Below are 18407 nucleotides of genomic sequence, written 5' to 3'. Positions count from 1 at the left end.
GTTTCCTCAATGAAAGAAAAAGTGATGGATGCGATGCAGAAATTCTCCAAGGCAATGTTTGTGCCCGTTTTGATTTTGCCGATCGCAGGGATATTGATTGCCGTTGGGAATGTGTTTACAAATGTCCGCTTGCTTGAGCAGTTTCCTTTTTTGGATAATCCGATAACCACCGGTTTTGGTAGTATCTTATCCGCTTCCTTATTACCGATTTTAACCAATTTAGGCATTATTTTTTGTGTTGGGATCGCTCTAGGGTTGGCCAATAAGAAAAAGGCTGAAGCGGGATTTACCGCGTTGTTGGGATATTTCGTCTTCTTAAATGCCATGAACAAATTCATGGAGCTTCGGGGGATGTTGGTTCCAGCCGATGCACTTCAAGGTTCAGGACAAGCGATCGTTTTAGGGATCCAAGTGCTGGATATGGGGGTCTTTCTTGGCATCATTTTAGGAATCGTCGTGGCATTGGTCCACAATCGTTTCATCGATACGAGCTTTAACAATGCCTTTCAAGTTTATGGTGGCGCGCGCTTCGTCTTTATTGTCTTGATTCCGGTCGTCGTGTTGCTAGCCATCGTTTCCACGTTTGTATGGCCAGTAATACAAACTGGCATTGACGGTTTAGGCGGCATCATTCAGCAAACGGGCAACTTTGGTATCTTCTTGTACGGTACGCTAGAACGCTTATTGATTCCAACTGGCTTGCATCACTTGATCTACACGCCGTTTTTGTATACTTCATTAGGCGGTGTCGCAGAAGTTGGCGGTCAAGTCTTTGAAGGGGCACGAAACATTTATTTTGCGGAAATTGCTGACCCAGCAGTCCGCGTATTATCGCAAAGTGTCATTTGGGACGCTCGTGGGATCTCAAAAATGTTTGGACTGATCGGTGCCTGTTTGGCGATGTATCAAACGGCAAAACCAGAAAATAAAGTCAAAGTCAAAGCCATTTTGATTCCAGCAGTTGTGACTTCCTTTATTGCAGGTGTGACTGAACCAATCGAATTTTCTTTTATGTTCGTGGCACCTGTTTTGTTCGTCATTCATTCTGCCCTTAGCGGCTTGAGCATGGTGGCGTTAAATCTCTTTGGTTCTCGCGCCATCGGACCGAATGGCTTCATCGACTTTCTTTTGTACAACTTGCCCTTAGGGATCGAGAAAACTCGCTGGCCAGTGTACTTGATCGTCGGGGTCGTCTTCTTCTTTCTTTATTACTTCTTGTTCCGCTTTTTGATCACGAAACTGAATTTGAAAACGGTCGGGCGTGAAGAAGATGGGACAGAGACCAAACTGTATTCGAAGAAAGAGTACAAAGAAAAACAACTTGCTGGAGCAGGTGTCGGGGTCATGGCGAGTGACCAAGCCGCCCCTAGTCCAACTAGTGAAACAAGTATCTCAGCAATTATCACCAAAGCGCTAGGTGGCGATGACAATATCAAAACCATCGACAACTGCTATACCCGCTTACGTTTAAAACTAAAGGATCCTGAACTCGTGGATGAAGCACTGCTAAAAGACGAAACACAAGCCAAAGGCGTGATCAAAAATGGTGAAAATGTCCATGTCGTCTATGGGTTGACCGTGCCGAAAGTGCGGGAAGAGTTAGAAAATTATCTGGGAAGAGAAGGAGAGATTGAATGATGAAAAATTTTTCAGTAGTGATCGCAGGGGGCGGCAGTACTTTTACCCCGGGAATCGTTATGATGCTGCTTGACAATCAAGAACGCTTTCCTTTAAGAAAGCTGAAACTATACGACAATGATGAAGCACGCCAAGCGATCCTTGGTGAAGCCCTAGCGATTTTATTAAAAGAACAAGCACCGCAAATCGAATTTTCGTTTACGACGGATCCTGAAGAAGCCTTCAGCGATGTCGATTTCTGTATGGCGCATATTCGAGTAGGAAAGTATGACATGCGGGAAAAAGATGAAAAAGTCCCTTTGCGCCATGGCGTCTTTGGCCAAGAAACCTGTGGACCAGGAGGGATCGCTTATGGGATGCGCAGCATCACTGGTATGCTGGAGATCATTGATTACATGGAAAAATATTCCCCCGATTGTTGGATGCTGAATTATTCCAATCCGGCTGCAATTGTAGCTGAAGCGTGTCGGGTCTTGCGTCCGAAATCAAAGGTTCTGAATATCTGTGACATGCCCGTGGGCACGTTGCGTCGCATGTCGCAAATCATCGGCAAGCAGCCAGAGGAACTAGAAGTTCGCTACTTTGGCTTGAATCATTTTGGCTGGTGGACCAGCGTCAAAGACAAAGAAGGCACGGAGTACATTCAAACCATTCGTGACTACGTTGCAGAACACGGCTATTTGACGCAGATCGAAGTGGATACCCAACATACTGACCCAAGTTGGCAAGACACCCACAAAAAAGCCAAAGACCTCTTGGCGCTCACACCAGAATATCTGCCAAATACGTACTTGAAGTATTATTTATACCCAGATTACGTCTACGAACACATGAAAGAACATCCAGAGTATACGCGTTCCAATGAAGTGATGGAAGGACGGGAAAAACGAGTGTTCGATCATGCCAAAAAGATCACTGCTCAAGGATCTGCTGAAGGGATCGCCTTTGAGATTGATGCCCATGCAACCTTTATCGTTGATTTGGCACGCGCCATCGCTTTTAATACGCATGAGCGAATGGTCATGATTGTGGAAAACAACGGCGCGATTGCGAACTTCCCAGATGATGCCATGGTGGAAGTGCCATGTATCGTCGGTTCTGATGGACCAGAAGCTCTCGCTCAAGGAAAAATTCCTGCCTTCCAACAAGCGCTCATGTTCCAACAGGTGACTGTGGAAAAATTAGTGGTCGAAGCATATGTGGAAAAGAGCTATCAAAAAATGTGGCAAGCGTTAAGCCTTTCCAAAACGATTCCTAGCGCAAAAGTAGCCAAAGAGTTGCTCGATGATTTGGTCTCGGAAAATGGTGATTACTGGCCAGGATTGTCTTGATTTGTTTCACATTTGCGAAACATTCGCTCGTTGGATAACTGAAAGAGGAAGATTCTCCAAGAATCTTTCTCTTTTTTGATTTTTGTTGTGGAAGGATAATTCTCTGAAGAAAATCACCACGAAACGTCTTCTCAACAAAACGATCAGACAGGTATACTAGAATATGCCACTAACTATGGTAGAATAAAGCTAATTGAATCAGATGAGAGGGAGCAATGCGATGTTTTTAGGGATTGATATCGGCACGACAGCCATAAAATTTGGGGTCATTGAAGATCGGAAAATCATTTACTCACAGTCATTACCAATCAAAACCCATAGCCACGGGTTAAAACAGACCCAATCAGCGACCCAGATCAGTAGCCAATTGATCAGTGGTGTCACAACGATTCCCGCTCAATTAAAAGCGGCAATCACAGTGATCGGGTTCAGTACCGCCATGCACAGTTTGATGCCAGTGGAGGGTGAGACAGCAGAAGAGATTTACATTTGGTCAGACAATCAAGCGAGTCAAACGATGACGGCCTTTCGTCAAACGGATCTGGCGGCAACGTTTTATGAAGAGACAGGGACACCGATCCATGCGATGTCTCCCTTTGCGAAACTGGCTTATTTCCAAACAAATGGTTCATATTCCAAAGAGACGAAATGGTTTGGCTTAAAAGAACTAGCAATGGCGTTGTTTACCAGACAAGCACGGATCGATTATAGTACCGCATCAGCGACCGGTCTTTTTTCTTTGAAAGAAAAGCAATGGAGTCAAAAGATTCTCAATTATTTATCCCTTTCAAAAGCCCAGTTAGCGCCTTTATGTGCACCGACTGATCGTTTTTTGATTACAGAGGAGATGGCGCAGCGGTGTGGCTTGAAGCCTGAGGTAGAAGTGATGTGTGGGGCTAGCGATGGGTGTTTAGCAGCATATGCTGGCTATATTTCTACAGGGATCCGCAACAGCTTGACGATCGGAACCAGTGCGGCGGTTCGTAAAGTAAGTGAGACCACCGTCTTTGATCGCCAAAAACAAAATTTTTGCTACTATCTGCAAGATGACCTCTATGTCGTAGGGGCACCTTCGAATAATGGTGGCTGTGTCCTTGCTTGGGCAAAAGAGACCTTATCAGAAGATCCTGATGCGTTTTATCATTATCTGCCTCAAGTCATGGAGGAGTCGCCGATCGGCAGTAACGGCTTACGTTTTTTTCCCTATTTAAACGGGGAGCGGGCACCTTTTTGGACAAATGAGATCACAGGCGGCTTTTCTGGCTTGACCCTGAAACACAATCGCTCAGACATGTTGCGGGCAGTCATCGAAGGCATGCTGATGAACATCGATTTATTAAAGCAAATGGCGCAGTTGGAAGGGGCAGTCACTGTAAGTGGTGGTTTCTTTCAAACAAAACTTTTAGGTCAAATGACCGCGGATGTGTTGGGGCTGACCTGTTATCTTTCCGATGAAAACGAACCGATATTCGGCTTGTATGATTTATACAAAAGCTCTGTTGTGCGGCAAGATCAGCCAGATGAAAAATTTGTTCCTGATCCGCAGAACCAAGCGCTCTATCAAGAATTGGCAAAAACCTATTTTCAAGCATAAGCAAAAACCAGCAATCCACTAGGGTTGCTGGTTTTCTTTTTCAACATGGGTAAAAGCGTCGACGATATATTCCATCAATAAGAGCAGTTTACCAAAGAAGCTAGTGTACTGGATGTTTTGGGTGTCGTAGGGACGTTCATCGGTCACTTCAAAGGAAAAGGTCGCTAGTTGATTGGCGCGATGATCACCGTTCCCGCAAAACAAAACAGTTGGTATGTGATGTTCATTGGCTAATGCCATCTTCTCCAGTACTTTTTGTGTTTCGCCAGATTTAGAGATGGTGATCAGCATACTGATGTTCTCGATGTTGTTACTAATGATCCCACCTGAGTCAGAAGCACTGACTAATAAGGTTTTGATGCCGTTGACAAGCATTTTTTTGTGGAGGTATTCTGCCACGATCCCAGAAAAACCTGTTGCATAAATCGTAATAAACTTGTCCTTGTTTCGTCCATAGATTTCTTTGATCGCGTCGATCGTATCTGCAATACTGGCAGCGTCAATTTGGTAATCGATGGCGGCTTCAGTGATCGTCTGATTTTTCAAGCGATTCTTTAAGAAGTAAAGTAGCTCTAGATAGCCAGAAAAACCTAATTTTTGCGCAAGCCGCACGATGGTTGCGGGGGAAGTGTAGATCGCTTTAGCGATTTCTCTTAAGGGCAGTCCATCGATCGCAGCGGTATTTGCAAGCAAATAATTAAGGATTTGCAGCTCATTGTCAGTCAATTTTTTTCCTTTGATCAATACATTTAAGTCCATTGTTCGGCACTCCTTTGTCTTGTCTTCATCATACAATGAATAACGACAGAAAGTAAAATGGGAATCGCGTCATGCTGATATATAGGAAAAAGGATTGTGCATTTCCTAAAAAGATATTATAATTTCTTATATAGAAAATAAAGGTGGAGAAATGATGACGCAAAAACCATATGGAACCGTACTACTAAAAGCAGCAACCATTTTAGATTATCTCGCAGAAGCGCCAAGTAAACCATTGCAAGAAATTTCAGAAGCAACGAAACTGACCCCATCCACAGCTTTGAAAATATTAGAAACGCTGCAAATGATCGGCTATGTCAAACGCGACAAAGAGAAGAATTATCGCTTAGGGTCTAAGCTGATCAAGTATGCCAATCAAAACATTCAAGAGCTTGATTTAGTGGAAATCAGCTTGCCTTACTTGGAAGCATTGCAGAAAACGGCGGATGAAACAATCCACTTAGGGGTCTTGACTGCCAATGAGATTCTTTATGTCAATAAATTGGAGCCCCACAATCAAACGATCCGCATGTCTTCCAAAGTAGGGATCACAAGACCGTTGTATAGCTCTGCCATGGGGAAAGCTGTTTTAGCGGAGTTTGATGCCCCTCAAGTGGAAGAATATTTGGCAGCAACGCCTTTAACCGCTTATACGGAAAACACCATTACGAATCAGTTGAAGTTGAAGAAAGAATTGGAACAGGCAAAAGAAAACCAAGTAGCGTTTGATGATGAAGAAATGGAACAAGAAATCTATTGCATAGGCGCCTCACTGATAAAGGATCAGGAGATCGTTGGGGCGTTTTCTATCAGCCTACCGAAATACCGCTTGACCCCAGAATACAAATCGACATTGATCGATGCGATTATTGCGACAAAACAACAAATTGAACAAGCATTATAAACTTTTTAGTGGAAAGCCCTTGCAAATAAAAACGAGAACGGTATAATAAACGTGTAAGTTTCTTTATAATAAATACCATTTTCCAAATAGGAAATAAATGGAGGGTCTCAATGAAAAAAGTAGCGAATTTAATGAAACTAAAGGAAAGCGGCGTGATCGCTGTTGTGCGTGGCGCTTCAAAAGAAGAAGCACTACAAGCAAGTAAAGCGATCGTTGCAGGGGGGATCACTGGCATTGAGTTGACTTTTACAGTGCCTCAAGCGGCGGATGTAATCGCTGAATTAGTAGTAACCTTCAAAGATAATCCAGAGGTAGTCGTTGGTGCGGGGACCGTTCTTGATGCAGTGACCGCTCGCTTAGCGATCATGGCAGGAGCACAATATGTGGTAAGCCCAACCTTTGATCAAGAAACGGCTGAATTATGTAATTTATATCAAATCCCGTATCTGCCTGGTTGCATGACCATTTCAGAAATGAAGGACGCCTTAAAAGCAGGCGCAGATATCATTAAACTATTCCCGGGTAGTGCGTATGGACCAAGTATCATCTCGGCCTTCAAAGCGCCATTGCCACAATTAAACATTATGCCGACCGGTGGTGTCAGCTTAGACAACATGCAAGAATGGTTTGCGGCGGGTGTCGTAGCCGTTGGTGTAGGGGGCAATTTGTTAGCGCCAGCAGCAAGTGGGGATTTTGACAAAGTAACAGAAGTAGCGAAACAATATGCGGCAAAATTAAAAGAGATTCGAGGAAAGTAAGATGGCAAAGATTCTGACACTAGGAGAAATCATGTTGCGTCTATCGACAACGTTAGGCGACCGAATCGCCCATAGTTCGATGTTTGCTGCCCATTATGGCGGTGGAGAAGCCAATGTTGCGATCTCCTTGGCGAATTTTGGTCATCGCGTTTCTTTTGCTAGTAAAGTGCCTGAGAATGCTTTAGGAGATGCCGTTTTTCATCATTTACGAAGCTATGGCGTCGATTGTCGCCACTTGCTTCGTGGCGGTTCCCGACTAGGTACTTACTATATTGAAACCGGTATCGGGGAACGAGCAGCGCGAGTGGTTTATGATCGCGCAGGCTCAAGCTTTGCTCAAATGAAAGAAAATGAGTGGCAATCTGACCTTTTTGATGGGGTTGACATTGTTCACCTTTCAGGGATCACGCCCGCTCTTTCAACGACTTGGCAGACACTTTTGCTGACGTTGATCAAAGAAGCGAAAGCAGCTGGTTGTAAAATCAGTTTCGATATCAATTATCGTGGAAAGCTGTGGACGACAGATGAAGCACGCGTCTTTTTGCAAGAAGTACTCCCTTATGTTGATTATTGCTCGGCAGGACAGTTAGATGCCCAAGTCTTTATGGATGTATCAGCTCCAACAGAGGAAGTCGAAGATGACTACTATTATCAAGAAATGCATCGGAAATATCCAAATATCCAGCTCTTTTATTCAACTAGTCGTCAGGTGCTCTCAGCAAGTCACAATCAATTGACAGGAAGCCTATGGCACAACGGCAATTATGTCGTTTCTGCTACCCATGAGATCAATCCCATCGTTGATCGCGTCGGCGGCGGCGATGCCTTTTCAGCTGGTGTCCTACATGGTCTTGTCACGAAGAAACAAGACCAAGAAATCATTGATTTTGCCACTGCAGCATCTGCTTTGAAACATACGATCCATGGCGACTGTAATCAGTTTAGCGCCAATGAGATACAAGAATTTATTGCAACAGGTTCAGGAAAAATTATCCGATAGGAGGAATAAAACATGCAACACATGGAAACACGCTATACCCATAGTCCACTTGATATTCGTCACTATAGTACCGAGGAATTACGCAGAGAATTTTTGGTAGAGAAAATTTTCACACCAGGACAAATCATGCTGACCTATACCCACAATGATCGCATGATCTTTGGCGGAGTGACACCGACAGAAGAAGCGTTAGAAGTGCAATTAAGTAGCGAATTAGGGGTGGAATACTTCTTAGAACGTCGCGAATTAGGTGTCATCAATATTGGAGGACCTGGTGCGATCACGATCGATGGCCAAAAAGAACCAATGAAAAAACAAGACGGCTACTATATCGGCAAGGAAACCAAACAAGTCTTGTTCCACTCAGATGATCCAGCAAATCCAGCGAAATTCTATCTATCTTGCGTGCCAGCACATAAGAAATACCCAAATGTAAAAATCAGTATCGATCAAGTCACACCAATGGAGACAGGCGAGGGCTTGACATTAAATGAACGGAAAATTTATCAATACATTCACCCAAATGTTTGTGAAAGCTGTCAATTACAAATGGGGTACACGATCTTAGAACCAGGCAGTGCTTGGAATACGATGCCAAGTCATACCCATGAACGTCGGATGGAAGCATATGTGTATTTTGATTTTGCCAACGAAGACACAAAAGTGTTCCATATGATGGGCAAACCAGATGAAACGAAGCATTTAGTCGTTAGTGAAGAACAGGCAGTTATTTCTCCAAGCTGGTCGATCCATTCGGGTGTTGGAACCAGTAACTACTCCTTTATCTGGGCAATGTGTGGCGAAAATATCACCTATACCGACATGGATATGGTGGCAATGGACGACTTAAAATAAAAAGAAAGAGGGTTTATCAATTATGGATTTTTCAATGGATCAATTTCGTTTAGATGGTAAGATCGCATTAGTGACAGGAGCTGTCTATGGGATCGGTTTTACGATCGCTCGTTCACTAGCAGCAGCAGGAGCAACGATCGTTTTTAACAACTTGGATCAAGAATCAGTGGATAAAGGATTAGCAAACTATCGTGAAGCAGGGATCGAAGCCCACGGCTATGTCTGTGATGTAACGGATGAAAAAGCAGTCAACGAAATGGTCAAGCAGATCGAAGAAGAAGTTGGCGTGATCGATATCTTAGTCAATAATGCTGGGATCATCAAACGAATCCCGATGTTGGAGATGTCTGCTGAAGACTTCCGCCAAGTCGTTGACGTGGACTTGAACGCTCCATTTATCGTTTCAAAAGCAGTCTTACCGTCAATGATCAAAAAAGGACATGGAAAAATCATTAACATTTGCTCAATGATGAGTGAATTGGGAAGAGAAACGGTGGCTGGTTACGCAGCGGCTAAAGGCGGCTTGAAAATGTTGACGAAAAACATTTGTGCTGAATTTGGTTCAGCTAACATCCAATGTAATGGGATCGGACCTGGTTATATTGCAACACCGCAAACCGCACCATTACGAGAGATCCAACCAGACGGTTCTCGTCACCCATTTGATCAATTTATCGTAGCGAAAACACCTGCTGCCCGTTGGGGTGAGCCAGAAGATTTAGCAGGACCAACTGTTTTCTTAGCTTCTGAGGCATCAAACTTTGTCAATGGCCATGTCTTATATGTAGACGGCGGTATCTTGGCGTATATCGGGAAACAACCTGAATAAAACAATAAGTAGTAAGGATGGGGACGAATGCAATCGTTCCCATTTTTTTATGGTGCAACACCTAAGAAATGCAAGGCTTTAAAAGGTAGCTTGGCGATAAAGGGGTTGAAGCAAAGGAATGGCAAACAAATCTTTTAGAAAGAGTGAAAAGCAAAACGCTGTGAAGGAAAATGTTCTTCGCAGCGTTTTGCTTGAGTAGCTCTTTTTCAAATCAGGTAGCGTATTTATGTTAGGGGAAGATTCAACACGAACAATGAGTTTCAATCTAACAAAACTTGTTGTGCAAGCGGTAATGGAGCATTTGACAAACATTTGGCAACTAATTTGGCGACGGCTGTAGCACCTTGGTCATTCAAATGCGTGTTATCCGTAATGCCGGCTGGATAATTGGGGTGCTGGTTTTTTTCTAAATGAAGAAAATAGGTTTTCGCCTGTTGTGGTTCCAGTGCTGAAAAGAACCGTTGTGTTGCGGCAAAAAGATCCAGACAGACCACATCCAAGGAGGTAGCCAAAGCACGCATTGCTTCTGGGTAAGGACCGACTGCCAAAGGATCAAGTTGCTGTTGGTCCACGTAATGCAAACGAGTGATCGAGGTCAATAGGATCGGTGTCGCTTGCTGCTGGCGTGCCGTTTGCACGAAGGTTGCTAAATTATGCTGATATTCTACAGGTGTCGTACCACGACTATCTGTTTTTTGATCGTTGTGTCCAAATTGAATCAAGAGATAATCACCAGCATATAGTTCTTTTTTTGCCTGCAACAAGCGTCCTTCTTCAATGAAGCTTTTGGAGGAACGCCCATTTTTTGCCAAGTTGACGATTTGATGCTGGGGGAGATAGCGTGAGATCTTTTCACCCCAGCCCGTTTCTGGACGAGCGCTAGGCTCTTTGATCGATGCGGTGGAATCACCGACGATGACGATTTTTTCCATTGTCTTTCTCCTAAAATTTGAAGTAGTTGTTGGCGTTTTGATAACAGACATTTTCTACTAATGGTTTTAGCTGACGAAGATCAGCAGGTGCTTCACCACGTACAACGATCTCAGCAAGCCATTCACAAAAGACGCGTCGGAAATATTCATGACGGGTGTAAGACAAAAAGCTTCTTGAATCCGTCAGCATGCCGACAAAGTTAAAGATCACACTGCCATCTGCGAATTTCGTCAATTGGTGACGCATGCCTGCGCGGGTGTCGTTATACCACCAGCCAGATCCTAACTGCAATTTATTATTGCCTTCTTGCTGGAAGCACCCCATCAAAGCGACGAGTGCATCATAGTCATTGGGATTTAAGGAGTAGAGAATCGTTTGAGGCAAATGGTCCTGCGCATCAGCAGCGTTCAATAATTTCTGCAAGCTTTGAGTCAGTGGTTGATCATTGATGCCATCGTAGCCCGTATCTGGTCCCAAGCGCTCAAACATTCGTTGATTGCAGTTACGGTACGCATGGACATGCAGTTGCATCGTCCAACTATGTTCGTGATACAGCTTCATCAGTTCAACTAGAACATTGGTTTTGAAGAACGAGACTTCGTTTTCCTCTAAAGATTCTCCAGCTAATGCTTTGGCAAAAATTGCTTCAAGGGATAACTGTTCGTCTGCAGCATACACTAAAGTATCCAACGCATGGTCAGACAAGCGGCAGTGATGCTGGTGAAAGTAGGTTACACGGTCCCGCAAGGCTCTCAAGAAAGCATCGTAGGTAGTGATCGCGTTTTCGACACTCTTTTCGAGTTTGGTAACATAGGTAAGAAAATTCGGATGGTCGATTTGTAACGCTTTGTCAGGTCGAAAGGTCGGCAAGACCCGAAAACGTTGTTCTGTTTGGCTTAATTGGTGATGATAGTGAAGATCATCGACTGGATCATCTGTGGTGCAAACGATCTCGACGTTACTGCGAGCAATCAAAGCTCTTCGGGTAAAGTCTTTTTGCTGCAATTTTTCGTTGCATAGCCTCCACAAAGTTTCGGCGTTTTCTTCAGTAACGGGAAGATCGATCTCAAAAAATCGCTTTAATTCTAAATGGGTCCAACTGTAAAGGGGATTTCCCACCAATTTTGGCACTGTTTGACACCATGCCAAAAATTTTTCATAATCACTGGCATTGCCCGTAATCGCTTCTTCGGGTACGCCACAAGCGCGCATCAATCGCCATTTGTAATGATCACCACTTAGCCATGCCTCGGTGATAGTTTTAAAGGGCCGATCCTCATAGATTTCTTTCGGGTCTAGGTGGCAGTGGTAATCAATGATCGGCAGCTCTTTGGCATAGTCATGGTATAGTGTTTGAGCAATTTCATTTGGCAATAAATAGTTATCATTTAAAAACATGTTGAACCTCTTTTCTTTGATTATAGTGTCACGCCATTTTTAAAGATGGCGATCTCACGAACGTTGTTGGCTTCATTACGCGTCGGTTTTCCACTGGCAGTATCGATGATCGCTTGAATAAAATCTTCCAGCACGACCTCCATCGGCTCTTCCAACAAGCGACCAGCGTTGAAATCCATCCAGTGGGGTTTCTTATGATAAATCTCTTGATTCGTGGCAACTTTCATGGTCGGCACATAGGCACCAAATGGCGTGCCGCGACCAGTGGTAAATAAGACGAGTTGGCAATCGGCAGAAGCCAGTGCAGAAGCGGCAACAAGGTCGTTTCCTGGACCTTCCAGCAGGCTCAAGCCTGGCTTACGGAGTTTTTCCCCATATTTTAAGACATCGACGACAGCGGAAGTCCCAGATTTTTGGGTACAGCCTAATGACTTATCTTCTAGCGTAGTGATACCGCCTGCCTTATTGCCAGGAGAAGGATTTTCATAGACCGGTTCACCGTATGCAAGGAAATAATCTTTAAAGTCGTTGATTAGATGGAGAATTTTTTCAAAGGTGGCTTCATCTTGTGCACGCGCCATCAAGACTTGTTCAGCGCCAAACATTTCGGGTACTTCCGTCAAGACCGTACTGCCACCTTGAGAAACTAAAAAGTCAGAAAATGCCCCCAACAAAGGGTTGGCGGTGATCCCAGAAAACCCGTCGGAACCCCCACATTTCAACCCGATCTTTAGCTCACTCAAGGGAACGGCTTCTCGTTGATCCTCTTTTGCTGCTTCCAGTAATTCTTCTAATAAGCTTTCTCCGACCGCAATTTCATCGTCGCTTTCCTGTGCCACCATAAATTTGACGCGCTTTGGATCGTAGTCACCCAGGTTTTTCTTAAACTCGGGAACGGTGTTGTTCTCACAACCTAAGCCAAAGACCAAGACGCCACCGGCATTTGGATGATGTACCGCATCAATTAAAATTTGACGGGTGTTTTGATGATCTTGGCCTAACTGGGAGCAGCCGTAGGGATGTTTAAGGATCGTAATATGATCAAAAGTGCCAAGATCTGAATGATTCTTCTTGAAGTTTTCAACAATGATCTCTGCGATGCCATTGATACAACCAACTGTTGGCACGATCAGTAAATCATTACGAATCCCAACTTTGCCATTTGCCCGTCGATACCCTTGGAACGTCGCAGCCCTTTTTGGATAACGGACGGGATGCAAATCGGGAGCATAGGTGTATGCTAAGGTACCAGAAAGGTTGGTTTTAACATTGTGGGTATGCAACCATTGGCCAGTTTTAACATCAGCTAAGAGATGTCCAATGGGATAGCCATATTTGATCACGTCTTGTGATTGTGCGAGGTCTTTGAGGGCGATTTTGTGTCCTTGTGGAATATCCTCAAATAGGGTGATCGTTTGGTCTTCAAATGCAAGGGTCGTTTTAGCAGCTAGTGGTTTTAATGCGACTGCGACATTGTCTTTAGGGTGCAATTTCAATAGTTGCGCGGGTGTTTCTGTTAATGTGCTGGACATAAAGATTCTCCTTTATTTCAAACTTGGCTCAGGGGTGTCAATCGACGCAAGTAACTGGCGGGGTCCGTCTTGTTTTAGACATGCGCACATTTCATTGATTGTCTCTGTCATAAAGCTCAGGTCTGCATGCCAAAGTTGCTCATTTTTTAATAGAGCTGCGATCTGTTCCTCTGCTGGTAATTGTTTCACTTGCTGAAATATGGTTGTCACTAGCTCATCATCTTGAAAGGGTCGTGTGAGATAGAAAGTCAGCAATCCTGCCAGTGCGGCAGTGATTCGTTTTGGTACCTGCTGGTTTTGTTGGACATAACGACTTAAGACTGGTTGAAGACGCGCACGGAATTTTGAGACGCTGTTTAAAGCGATCGATTGCAGCTGATGCTTCACATAAGGATTTCTGAAGCGCTCTTTGATTTGGTCCGCATAAGCTGCAAGCTGCGCTTTAGGCAAATCAAGCATTGGAATCAACTCTTCCTGAAAAAGACCATCCAAAAAGGCTGCAAATTCACGGTCGTTCATTACTTCTTCAACGGTTTCTAAACCCGCTAAAAGACCGAGGGGAACCATCGCCGTATGAGGACCATTTAATAAATGTACTTTTTGTTCACGGTAAGGAGTCATATCTTCTGTCACGATCACATTCAACCCAGCTTCTTGCAAAGGGAGCTTTTCGGCTACGCCGTTTCCTTCGATCACCCATAACATAAAGGGTTCCGCAGTGACCATTACGGCATCCTCATAGCCAAGAACCTCTTGGTATTGTGCCACTTTGTCGCGAGGATATCCTGGAACGATCCGATCGACTAAGCTGCAGCAGAAGGTGTTTTCTTTTTCTAACCAGTTGACGAAGTCTGATTCCAAAGACCATAATGCGGCATATTGTAAGACGATCTCTTTTAGTTTTTCCCCATTCCGATCGATCAATTCACAAGGAATGATCAAAAATCCCTTTTTTCGTAGTTGAAAACGACGATACAAAAGAGCGGTCAGTTTTGCGGGAAAACTGTGGGGAGGGGTATCGTGTAAGGTATCCTCTGGGTGAAACGCAATACCTGCTTCCGTCGTATTAGAAACGATGATCTCAAGTTGCTCGTCTTCGGCTAAAGCAAGATAGTCTTCCCATTGCTGATAAGGATTCAGCACTTGATCAATGGTGGAGACGACTTCAAATGTTTGAGATAAAGCGCCATCGACAAGTCCTTCTAAGATAACGGTGTAGAGATTTTCTTGTTGTGCCAACAGCTCTTTCAAGCCGTGATCAATCGGCTGTACCACAACGGCACTGCCGTTAAAAAGACCTTGCTTGTTCAATTGCTGCAGCTGCCAGTTAAAAAAGCCCCGCATAAAATTGCCTTCCCCGAATTGAATCACTCGGGCTGGATAGGTTTGATGGGGTTGTTCGGTAATTTTTTTCATAGAATCCTCCTTAAAAAATAGTTATGCACACGTTAACATTTTTGCGTAAGCGCTCTTGAAAACAAGAGGCTTACAGCGATTGACGAATGATTAACGAGGTATCAAAGAAATGTTGTTTCTCAACTACTTGATTGGCAAATGCCTGCAACAGCAGGGTTGCTGCCAATTGACTCATTTCATAGACTGGTTTGCGGATCGTTGTTAATGGGGGATACGTATAGGGAGAAAAAGAACTATCATCAAAACCGATGATACCGATCTCCTCAGGGATCTTTCGTCCTGCTTGATGACAGGCATTGATCGCACCAATCGCCATGTCATCATTGGCGCAAAAAATCACTTCAGGTGGTTCAGGTAAAGCGAGTAGTTGCTGGGCACCCAGCTGACCGCTTTCCAACGAGTAGTCGCCAGCTACGAAGTATTCTTTCGGGCAGACAAGCTGCTTTTCTTGAATCGCTTTCATAAATCCTTTGCGGCGCTCTCTAGCGGAACCAAAGGAAGCGATCCCTTCAATCATGGCGATCTTTCGAAAGCCTTGTTCAAGCACATAGGTGATCATTTGATAGACCCCTTGGGCATCATTACTAGTGACATTCATCAAGGTTGCATCCTGCAATTGACGATTCAAAACGACGATGGGAATATTTTTCTTTGAAAGAGCAGCGATAAAACCGTCATCACGATTGCTTTGACTCATCACGATCGCTCCATCGAGGCGATTCGGCTCTTCATCAAATGTATCGGATTGCAATAATTCATGAACCGCCAAAGTATATTCGGATGGTAGGGTATCACTGATTCCTTTGATCACTTCGACTAAAAAGCTATCGGAAGTACCAATGGATAGATGAGAAAAATAAAGACCAATGATATAGGATTTTTGATTCACCAGACTTTTGGCATTGACATTGGGCACATAGTGTAAAGATTCGGCGATGGCTGCGATCTTCTTTTTTGTTTCTGGCTTAATTAATGGGCTATCGTTTAACGCACGAGAAACAGTTGTATGTGAAACACCAGCGACTTTGGCGATATCTTTGATCGTGACCATAGAAAACCTTCTTCCTTTTTGCTTGATTCAAGCATAGCTTGTTCCCACGAGAATGTCAATACACCAAGGATGCACACGTGAAACATTTTTCAAAATAACATAGGAACTTTTTCTGGGATGTGCTAGTATAAAAGAAGATAGTTAGGTAATGGGAGGGAGTCTATGAAATTCTTTTTAAGCTATCATCAAACGTCCAACTTGTTTTATAAAATATTTATTTTGATTTTTCTAATTGGTAGCGCTTTAATCATTGGGTTTAGTGGGGTCATTTATCATCGAACGTATCAAAACATTCAAGAAACATTTTTGCAAAGTCAGCATAATTTGGTCAACCAAGTCAAAGAAAATCTGGATCAAAAAATTCAGATGGTGGAGTATGCCTTTTCTACATACAGTAGCACACAAAGCTTTTCCGATACGATGGAACAGCCGTTTTCCGTGACGAATTATCGACAAGTGCGAGAGATCAATTCACAACTGGCTTACATTGGTGTGATGGGGATCGAAAACGCCAGCTACCAATTGGTGAATTTGAATCAGCATTGGAAAATCGAAGAAGGCTCCTTAAAACAGATCGATGATACTGAATTCGCTGCTTTTCAAGCGTTGATCGACAACCAACGCTACTTGTATTGGTTGCCAGAAGATGGCTATTTAAAAATGGTGATGACGCTGCCTGTGTTTCGACAGGAAACCACTGCTTTGGGGATCGCTGAAATCCAAGACCATACCATTGCTCAGTTGGTGGCAGATCATGACGATTCCTTTTTGAATATTTTTCATGCAGACGGACAACTGCTTTTCGATAATGGTGAAGTGATCGATTCTGCCTTACAAGAAACAATGATTGCAGCTGCCCACGGCGATGGCATCTTCACTGACAAAGAAAACAATAAGTATGTGGTCACACAATCGGATTACAATCAGTGGTATCATGTGATCCGTCTGGCGCCTGCTAGCGTTTCACAAGCAATCCGTGAATTAAGAAGCGGTTTGATCGTGATTGGCAGTCTTTTGATCATCCTCTTTTTATTAGTATCCTATCGCATTGCGATCGTGGCTACCTCACCCATCAATCGGATCGGTGAGCTTTTAAAACCCAAAAAACAAGGTCAGAAATTAGAAGTCAATCAGTTGATTTCCGATATCGACCAGGTCTTACATCAAAACCACGATCTCGCCATCAAAGTCGAGCATCAAAAGCCCGAGCTAGAATCCTTGTTTCTATTAAACTTGTTTCGCGGCTGTATCTCAGAAGAAGATATTCACTTAAAACTGTCACAATTTGGGTATGAAGTATCCAAAACAGAACACTTTGCCGTATTACTGATTCAAATCGATGATTTGTGTGGACGAGAAACAGCGACTATTGATATTTTCTTGCTTGCCATCGAGAATCTCGTTTCTGAGATCATTCCAGCACATTTGCGTTTTCAACCAATCATCTCCAGTCAAGAAACCCAAGGAACGATTTTAAAGCTTCCTGAATCAGTTGACCAAAAACAAGTATTGACCTATTGTCAAAAGATCCATCAAGCGGCAAAAGATTACTTGAAAATCAAAATAAGTTGTGGGGTCTCACAATCCTACGACCGCCTCGTAGAAACCAAACTAGCGGTTGATAACGCCAAAGAAGCCTTGCACTATCGAATGAATTTAGGGGAAGAAGTCATTATCTTTTTTGACGACATTGCAGCACAATTAGACAATAACGCGATCGTTCAATACCCTAGAGAAGCAGAAAGTACCTTTTTGGATGCGATGCGTAGTGGGGAACTAGCGACCATCAAAGCGAGTTACACGGAAGTCGTACGGGAAATCATTCATGAAAACAAAAATCCGTTGACGATTGAAAGTGCCTTGTTTAAGTTGATCAACAGTATCGTTCAGCTAGGGCAACTCTTAGGAGCAGATCATACCAGCTTGCAGAATAGTCGTAAAGTTTATCAATCCGTGCTCAACCAAACCAGTTTGTTCAAAGTTGAGCAAATCATCTATCATGAGTTAGTTTTACCTATCGTTGAAACGACGCAAGCCAAAACAGATCGAGAAATTCGCTCCTTGTCTGAAAAGATGGTCTTGATCGTACACCAACAATACGACCAAGATCTCTCCTTAGATAGCATTGCTGAACAGCTGCATTATAATGCCAATTACTTAAGTAATGTGTTTAAAAAGGAATTATCCATCAATTTTGCCGATTACTTACAAAACTATCGGTTGCAAATCGCCAAAAAATGGTTGCGGGAAACGGATATGACGATCAAGGAAATCGCAGCCAACCTTCAATATACCAACTCTCAAAACTTCATTCGCTTTTTCAAAAAGAAAGAACAGATGACACCTGGAGAGTATCGCAAACGATCCAAAGACTAAAAGAAAAAAGCGCTTTTTGATCGACGATCAAAA

At 43.5% G+C, this 18407-nt stretch carries 15 protein-coding genes; 9 read left to right on the top strand and 6 right to left on the bottom strand.

What is annotated here, in order from left to right:
- The first annotated feature begins 9 nt into the window (after positions 1-9).
- From IGI71_RS10115 to IGI71_RS10105, 3 genes are all read left to right on the top strand, one after another.
- Entirely contained in the window at positions 10-1638 is a 1629-nt protein-coding gene (locus IGI71_RS10115) for a PTS transporter subunit EIIC (RefSeq protein WP_128432151.1), read from the top strand.
- Positions 1638-2969: a 6-phospho-alpha-glucosidase gene (locus IGI71_RS10110; RefSeq protein ID WP_034858513.1), complete on the top strand. Its 1332-nt coding sequence runs from the start codon at positions 1638-1640 to the stop codon at positions 2967-2969. The genes IGI71_RS10115 and IGI71_RS10110 overlap by 1 nt, the downstream gene beginning before the upstream one ends.
- Positions 2970-3189: 220 nt before the next feature.
- Positions 3190-4563 (top strand): gluconokinase, encoded by a 1374-nt coding sequence (locus tag IGI71_RS10105; protein WP_231435620.1) that lies wholly within the window; start codon positions 3190-3192, stop codon positions 4561-4563.
- Between the two features lie 18 nt (positions 4564-4581).
- Here IGI71_RS10105 and IGI71_RS10100 read toward each other — a convergent pair whose 3' ends face one another.
- Positions 4582-5322 carry a MurR/RpiR family transcriptional regulator gene (locus IGI71_RS10100; protein ID WP_128489256.1) on the bottom strand — a complete coding sequence of 247 codons (741 nt, stop codon included), beginning with the start codon at positions 5320-5322 and terminating at the stop codon, positions 4582-4584.
- Between the two features lie 151 nt (positions 5323-5473).
- On the opposite strand from IGI71_RS10100, the gene IGI71_RS10095 reads away from it, so the two are divergent.
- The 5 genes from IGI71_RS10095 to IGI71_RS10075 all read left to right on the top strand — a co-directional run bounded on the left by IGI71_RS10095 (position 5474) and on the right by IGI71_RS10075 (position 9668).
- Positions 5474-6226: an IclR family transcriptional regulator gene (locus IGI71_RS10095; protein WP_026008086.1), complete on the top strand. Its 753-nt coding sequence runs from the start codon at positions 5474-5476 to the stop codon at positions 6224-6226.
- 110 nt (positions 6227-6336) lie between these two features.
- Entirely contained in the window at positions 6337-6984 is a 648-nt protein-coding gene (locus IGI71_RS10090; protein ID WP_128488394.1) for a bifunctional 4-hydroxy-2-oxoglutarate aldolase/2-dehydro-3-deoxy-phosphogluconate aldolase, read from the top strand.
- Between the two features lies 1 nt (position 6985).
- Positions 6986-7984: a sugar kinase gene (locus IGI71_RS10085; protein WP_128488396.1), complete on the top strand. Its 999-nt coding sequence runs from the start codon at positions 6986-6988 to the stop codon at positions 7982-7984.
- Between the two features lie 12 nt (positions 7985-7996).
- Positions 7997-8839: a 5-dehydro-4-deoxy-D-glucuronate isomerase gene (gene kduI, locus IGI71_RS10080; protein ID WP_005229915.1), complete on the top strand. Its 843-nt coding sequence runs from the start codon at positions 7997-7999 to the stop codon at positions 8837-8839.
- Positions 8840-8861: 22 nt separating this feature from the next.
- Entirely contained in the window at positions 8862-9668 is an 807-nt protein-coding gene (locus tag IGI71_RS10075) for a gluconate 5-dehydrogenase (protein WP_005229917.1), read from the top strand.
- Between the two features lie 260 nt (positions 9669-9928).
- Here IGI71_RS10075 and IGI71_RS10070 read toward each other — a convergent pair whose 3' ends face one another.
- From IGI71_RS10070 to IGI71_RS10050, 5 genes are all read right to left on the bottom strand, one after another.
- Positions 9929-10600, bottom strand: coding sequence for a rhamnogalacturonan acetylesterase (locus IGI71_RS10070; protein WP_015509923.1), 672 nt, complete (start codon positions 10598-10600; stop codon positions 9929-9931).
- Between the two features lie 10 nt (positions 10601-10610).
- Complete coding sequence (uxaC, locus tag IGI71_RS10065; RefSeq protein ID WP_128488398.1) at positions 10611-11999, bottom strand: glucuronate isomerase; 1389 nt, start codon at positions 11997-11999, stop codon at positions 10611-10613.
- 20 nt (positions 12000-12019) lie between these two features.
- Positions 12020-13531: a UxaA family hydrolase gene (locus IGI71_RS10060; RefSeq protein WP_430615629.1), complete on the bottom strand. Its 1512-nt coding sequence runs from the start codon at positions 13529-13531 to the stop codon at positions 12020-12022.
- A 12-nt stretch (positions 13532-13543) separates the two neighbouring features.
- Complete coding sequence (locus IGI71_RS10055; RefSeq protein WP_128488402.1) at positions 13544-14947, bottom strand: tagaturonate reductase; 1404 nt, start codon at positions 14945-14947, stop codon at positions 13544-13546.
- A gap of 70 nt (positions 14948-15017) precedes the next feature.
- On the bottom strand, positions 15018-15998 hold the full coding sequence (locus IGI71_RS10050) for a LacI family DNA-binding transcriptional regulator (protein WP_128488404.1): 981 nt from the start codon (positions 15996-15998) through the stop codon (positions 15018-15020).
- Positions 15999-16160: 162 nt separating this feature from the next.
- Here IGI71_RS10050 and IGI71_RS10045 point away from each other — a divergent pair, with 162 nt between their 5' ends.
- Positions 16161-18374 (top strand): AraC family transcriptional regulator, encoded by a 2214-nt coding sequence (locus tag IGI71_RS10045; RefSeq protein ID WP_144809207.1) that lies wholly within the window; start codon positions 16161-16163, stop codon positions 18372-18374.
- Positions 18375-18407 lie beyond the last annotated feature (33 nt).

It is taken from the genome of Enterococcus sp. DIV1279b (assembly GCF_050531515.1).
In the GTDB taxonomy this organism is placed as follows: domain Bacteria; phylum Bacillota; class Bacilli; order Lactobacillales; family Enterococcaceae; genus Enterococcus_D; species Enterococcus_D casseliflavus.
This window is presented reverse-complemented; position numbering and strand designations above follow the sequence as displayed.

Bases quoted from the DNA above. Each gene is read 5' to 3' on its own strand.
- IGI71_RS10110 (WP_034858513.1), top strand. From the start codon at position 1,638: ATGAAAAATTTTTCAGTAGTGATCGCAGGGGGCGGCAGTACTTTTACC.
- IGI71_RS10115 (WP_128432151.1), top strand. From the start codon at position 10: ATGAAAGAAAAAGTGATGGATGCGATGCAGAAATTCTCCAAGGCAATG.
- IGI71_RS10060 (WP_430615629.1), bottom strand. From the start codon at position 13,531: ATGTCCAGCACATTAACAGAAACACCCGCGCAACTATTGAAATTGCAC.
- IGI71_RS10055 (WP_128488402.1), bottom strand. From the start codon at position 14,947: ATGAAAAAAATTACCGAACAACCCCATCAAACCTATCCAGCCCGAGTG.
- IGI71_RS10095 (WP_026008086.1), top strand. From the start codon at position 5,474: ATGATGACGCAAAAACCATATGGAACCGTACTACTAAAAGCAGCAACC.
- IGI71_RS10070 (WP_015509923.1), bottom strand. From the start codon at position 10,600: ATGGAAAAAATCGTCATCGTCGGTGATTCCACCGCATCGATCAAAGAG.
- IGI71_RS10075 (WP_005229917.1), top strand. From the start codon at position 8,862: ATGGATTTTTCAATGGATCAATTTCGTTTAGATGGTAAGATCGCATTA.
- kduI (WP_005229915.1), top strand. From the start codon at position 7,997: ATGCAACACATGGAAACACGCTATACCCATAGTCCACTTGATATTCGT.
- IGI71_RS10100 (WP_128489256.1), bottom strand. From the start codon at position 5,322: ATGGACTTAAATGTATTGATCAAAGGAAAAAAATTGACTGACAATGAG.
- IGI71_RS10090 (WP_128488394.1), top strand. From the start codon at position 6,337: ATGAAAAAAGTAGCGAATTTAATGAAACTAAAGGAAAGCGGCGTGATC.
- uxaC (WP_128488398.1), bottom strand. From the start codon at position 11,999: ATGTTTTTAAATGATAACTATTTATTGCCAAATGAAATTGCTCAAACA.
- IGI71_RS10085 (WP_128488396.1), top strand. From the start codon at position 6,986: ATGGCAAAGATTCTGACACTAGGAGAAATCATGTTGCGTCTATCGACA.
- IGI71_RS10105 (WP_231435620.1), top strand. From the start codon at position 3,190: ATGTTTTTAGGGATTGATATCGGCACGACAGCCATAAAATTTGGGGTC.
- IGI71_RS10050 (WP_128488404.1), bottom strand. From the start codon at position 15,998: ATGGTCACGATCAAAGATATCGCCAAAGTCGCTGGTGTTTCACATACA.
- IGI71_RS10045 (WP_144809207.1), top strand. From the start codon at position 16,161: ATGAAATTCTTTTTAAGCTATCATCAAACGTCCAACTTGTTTTATAAA.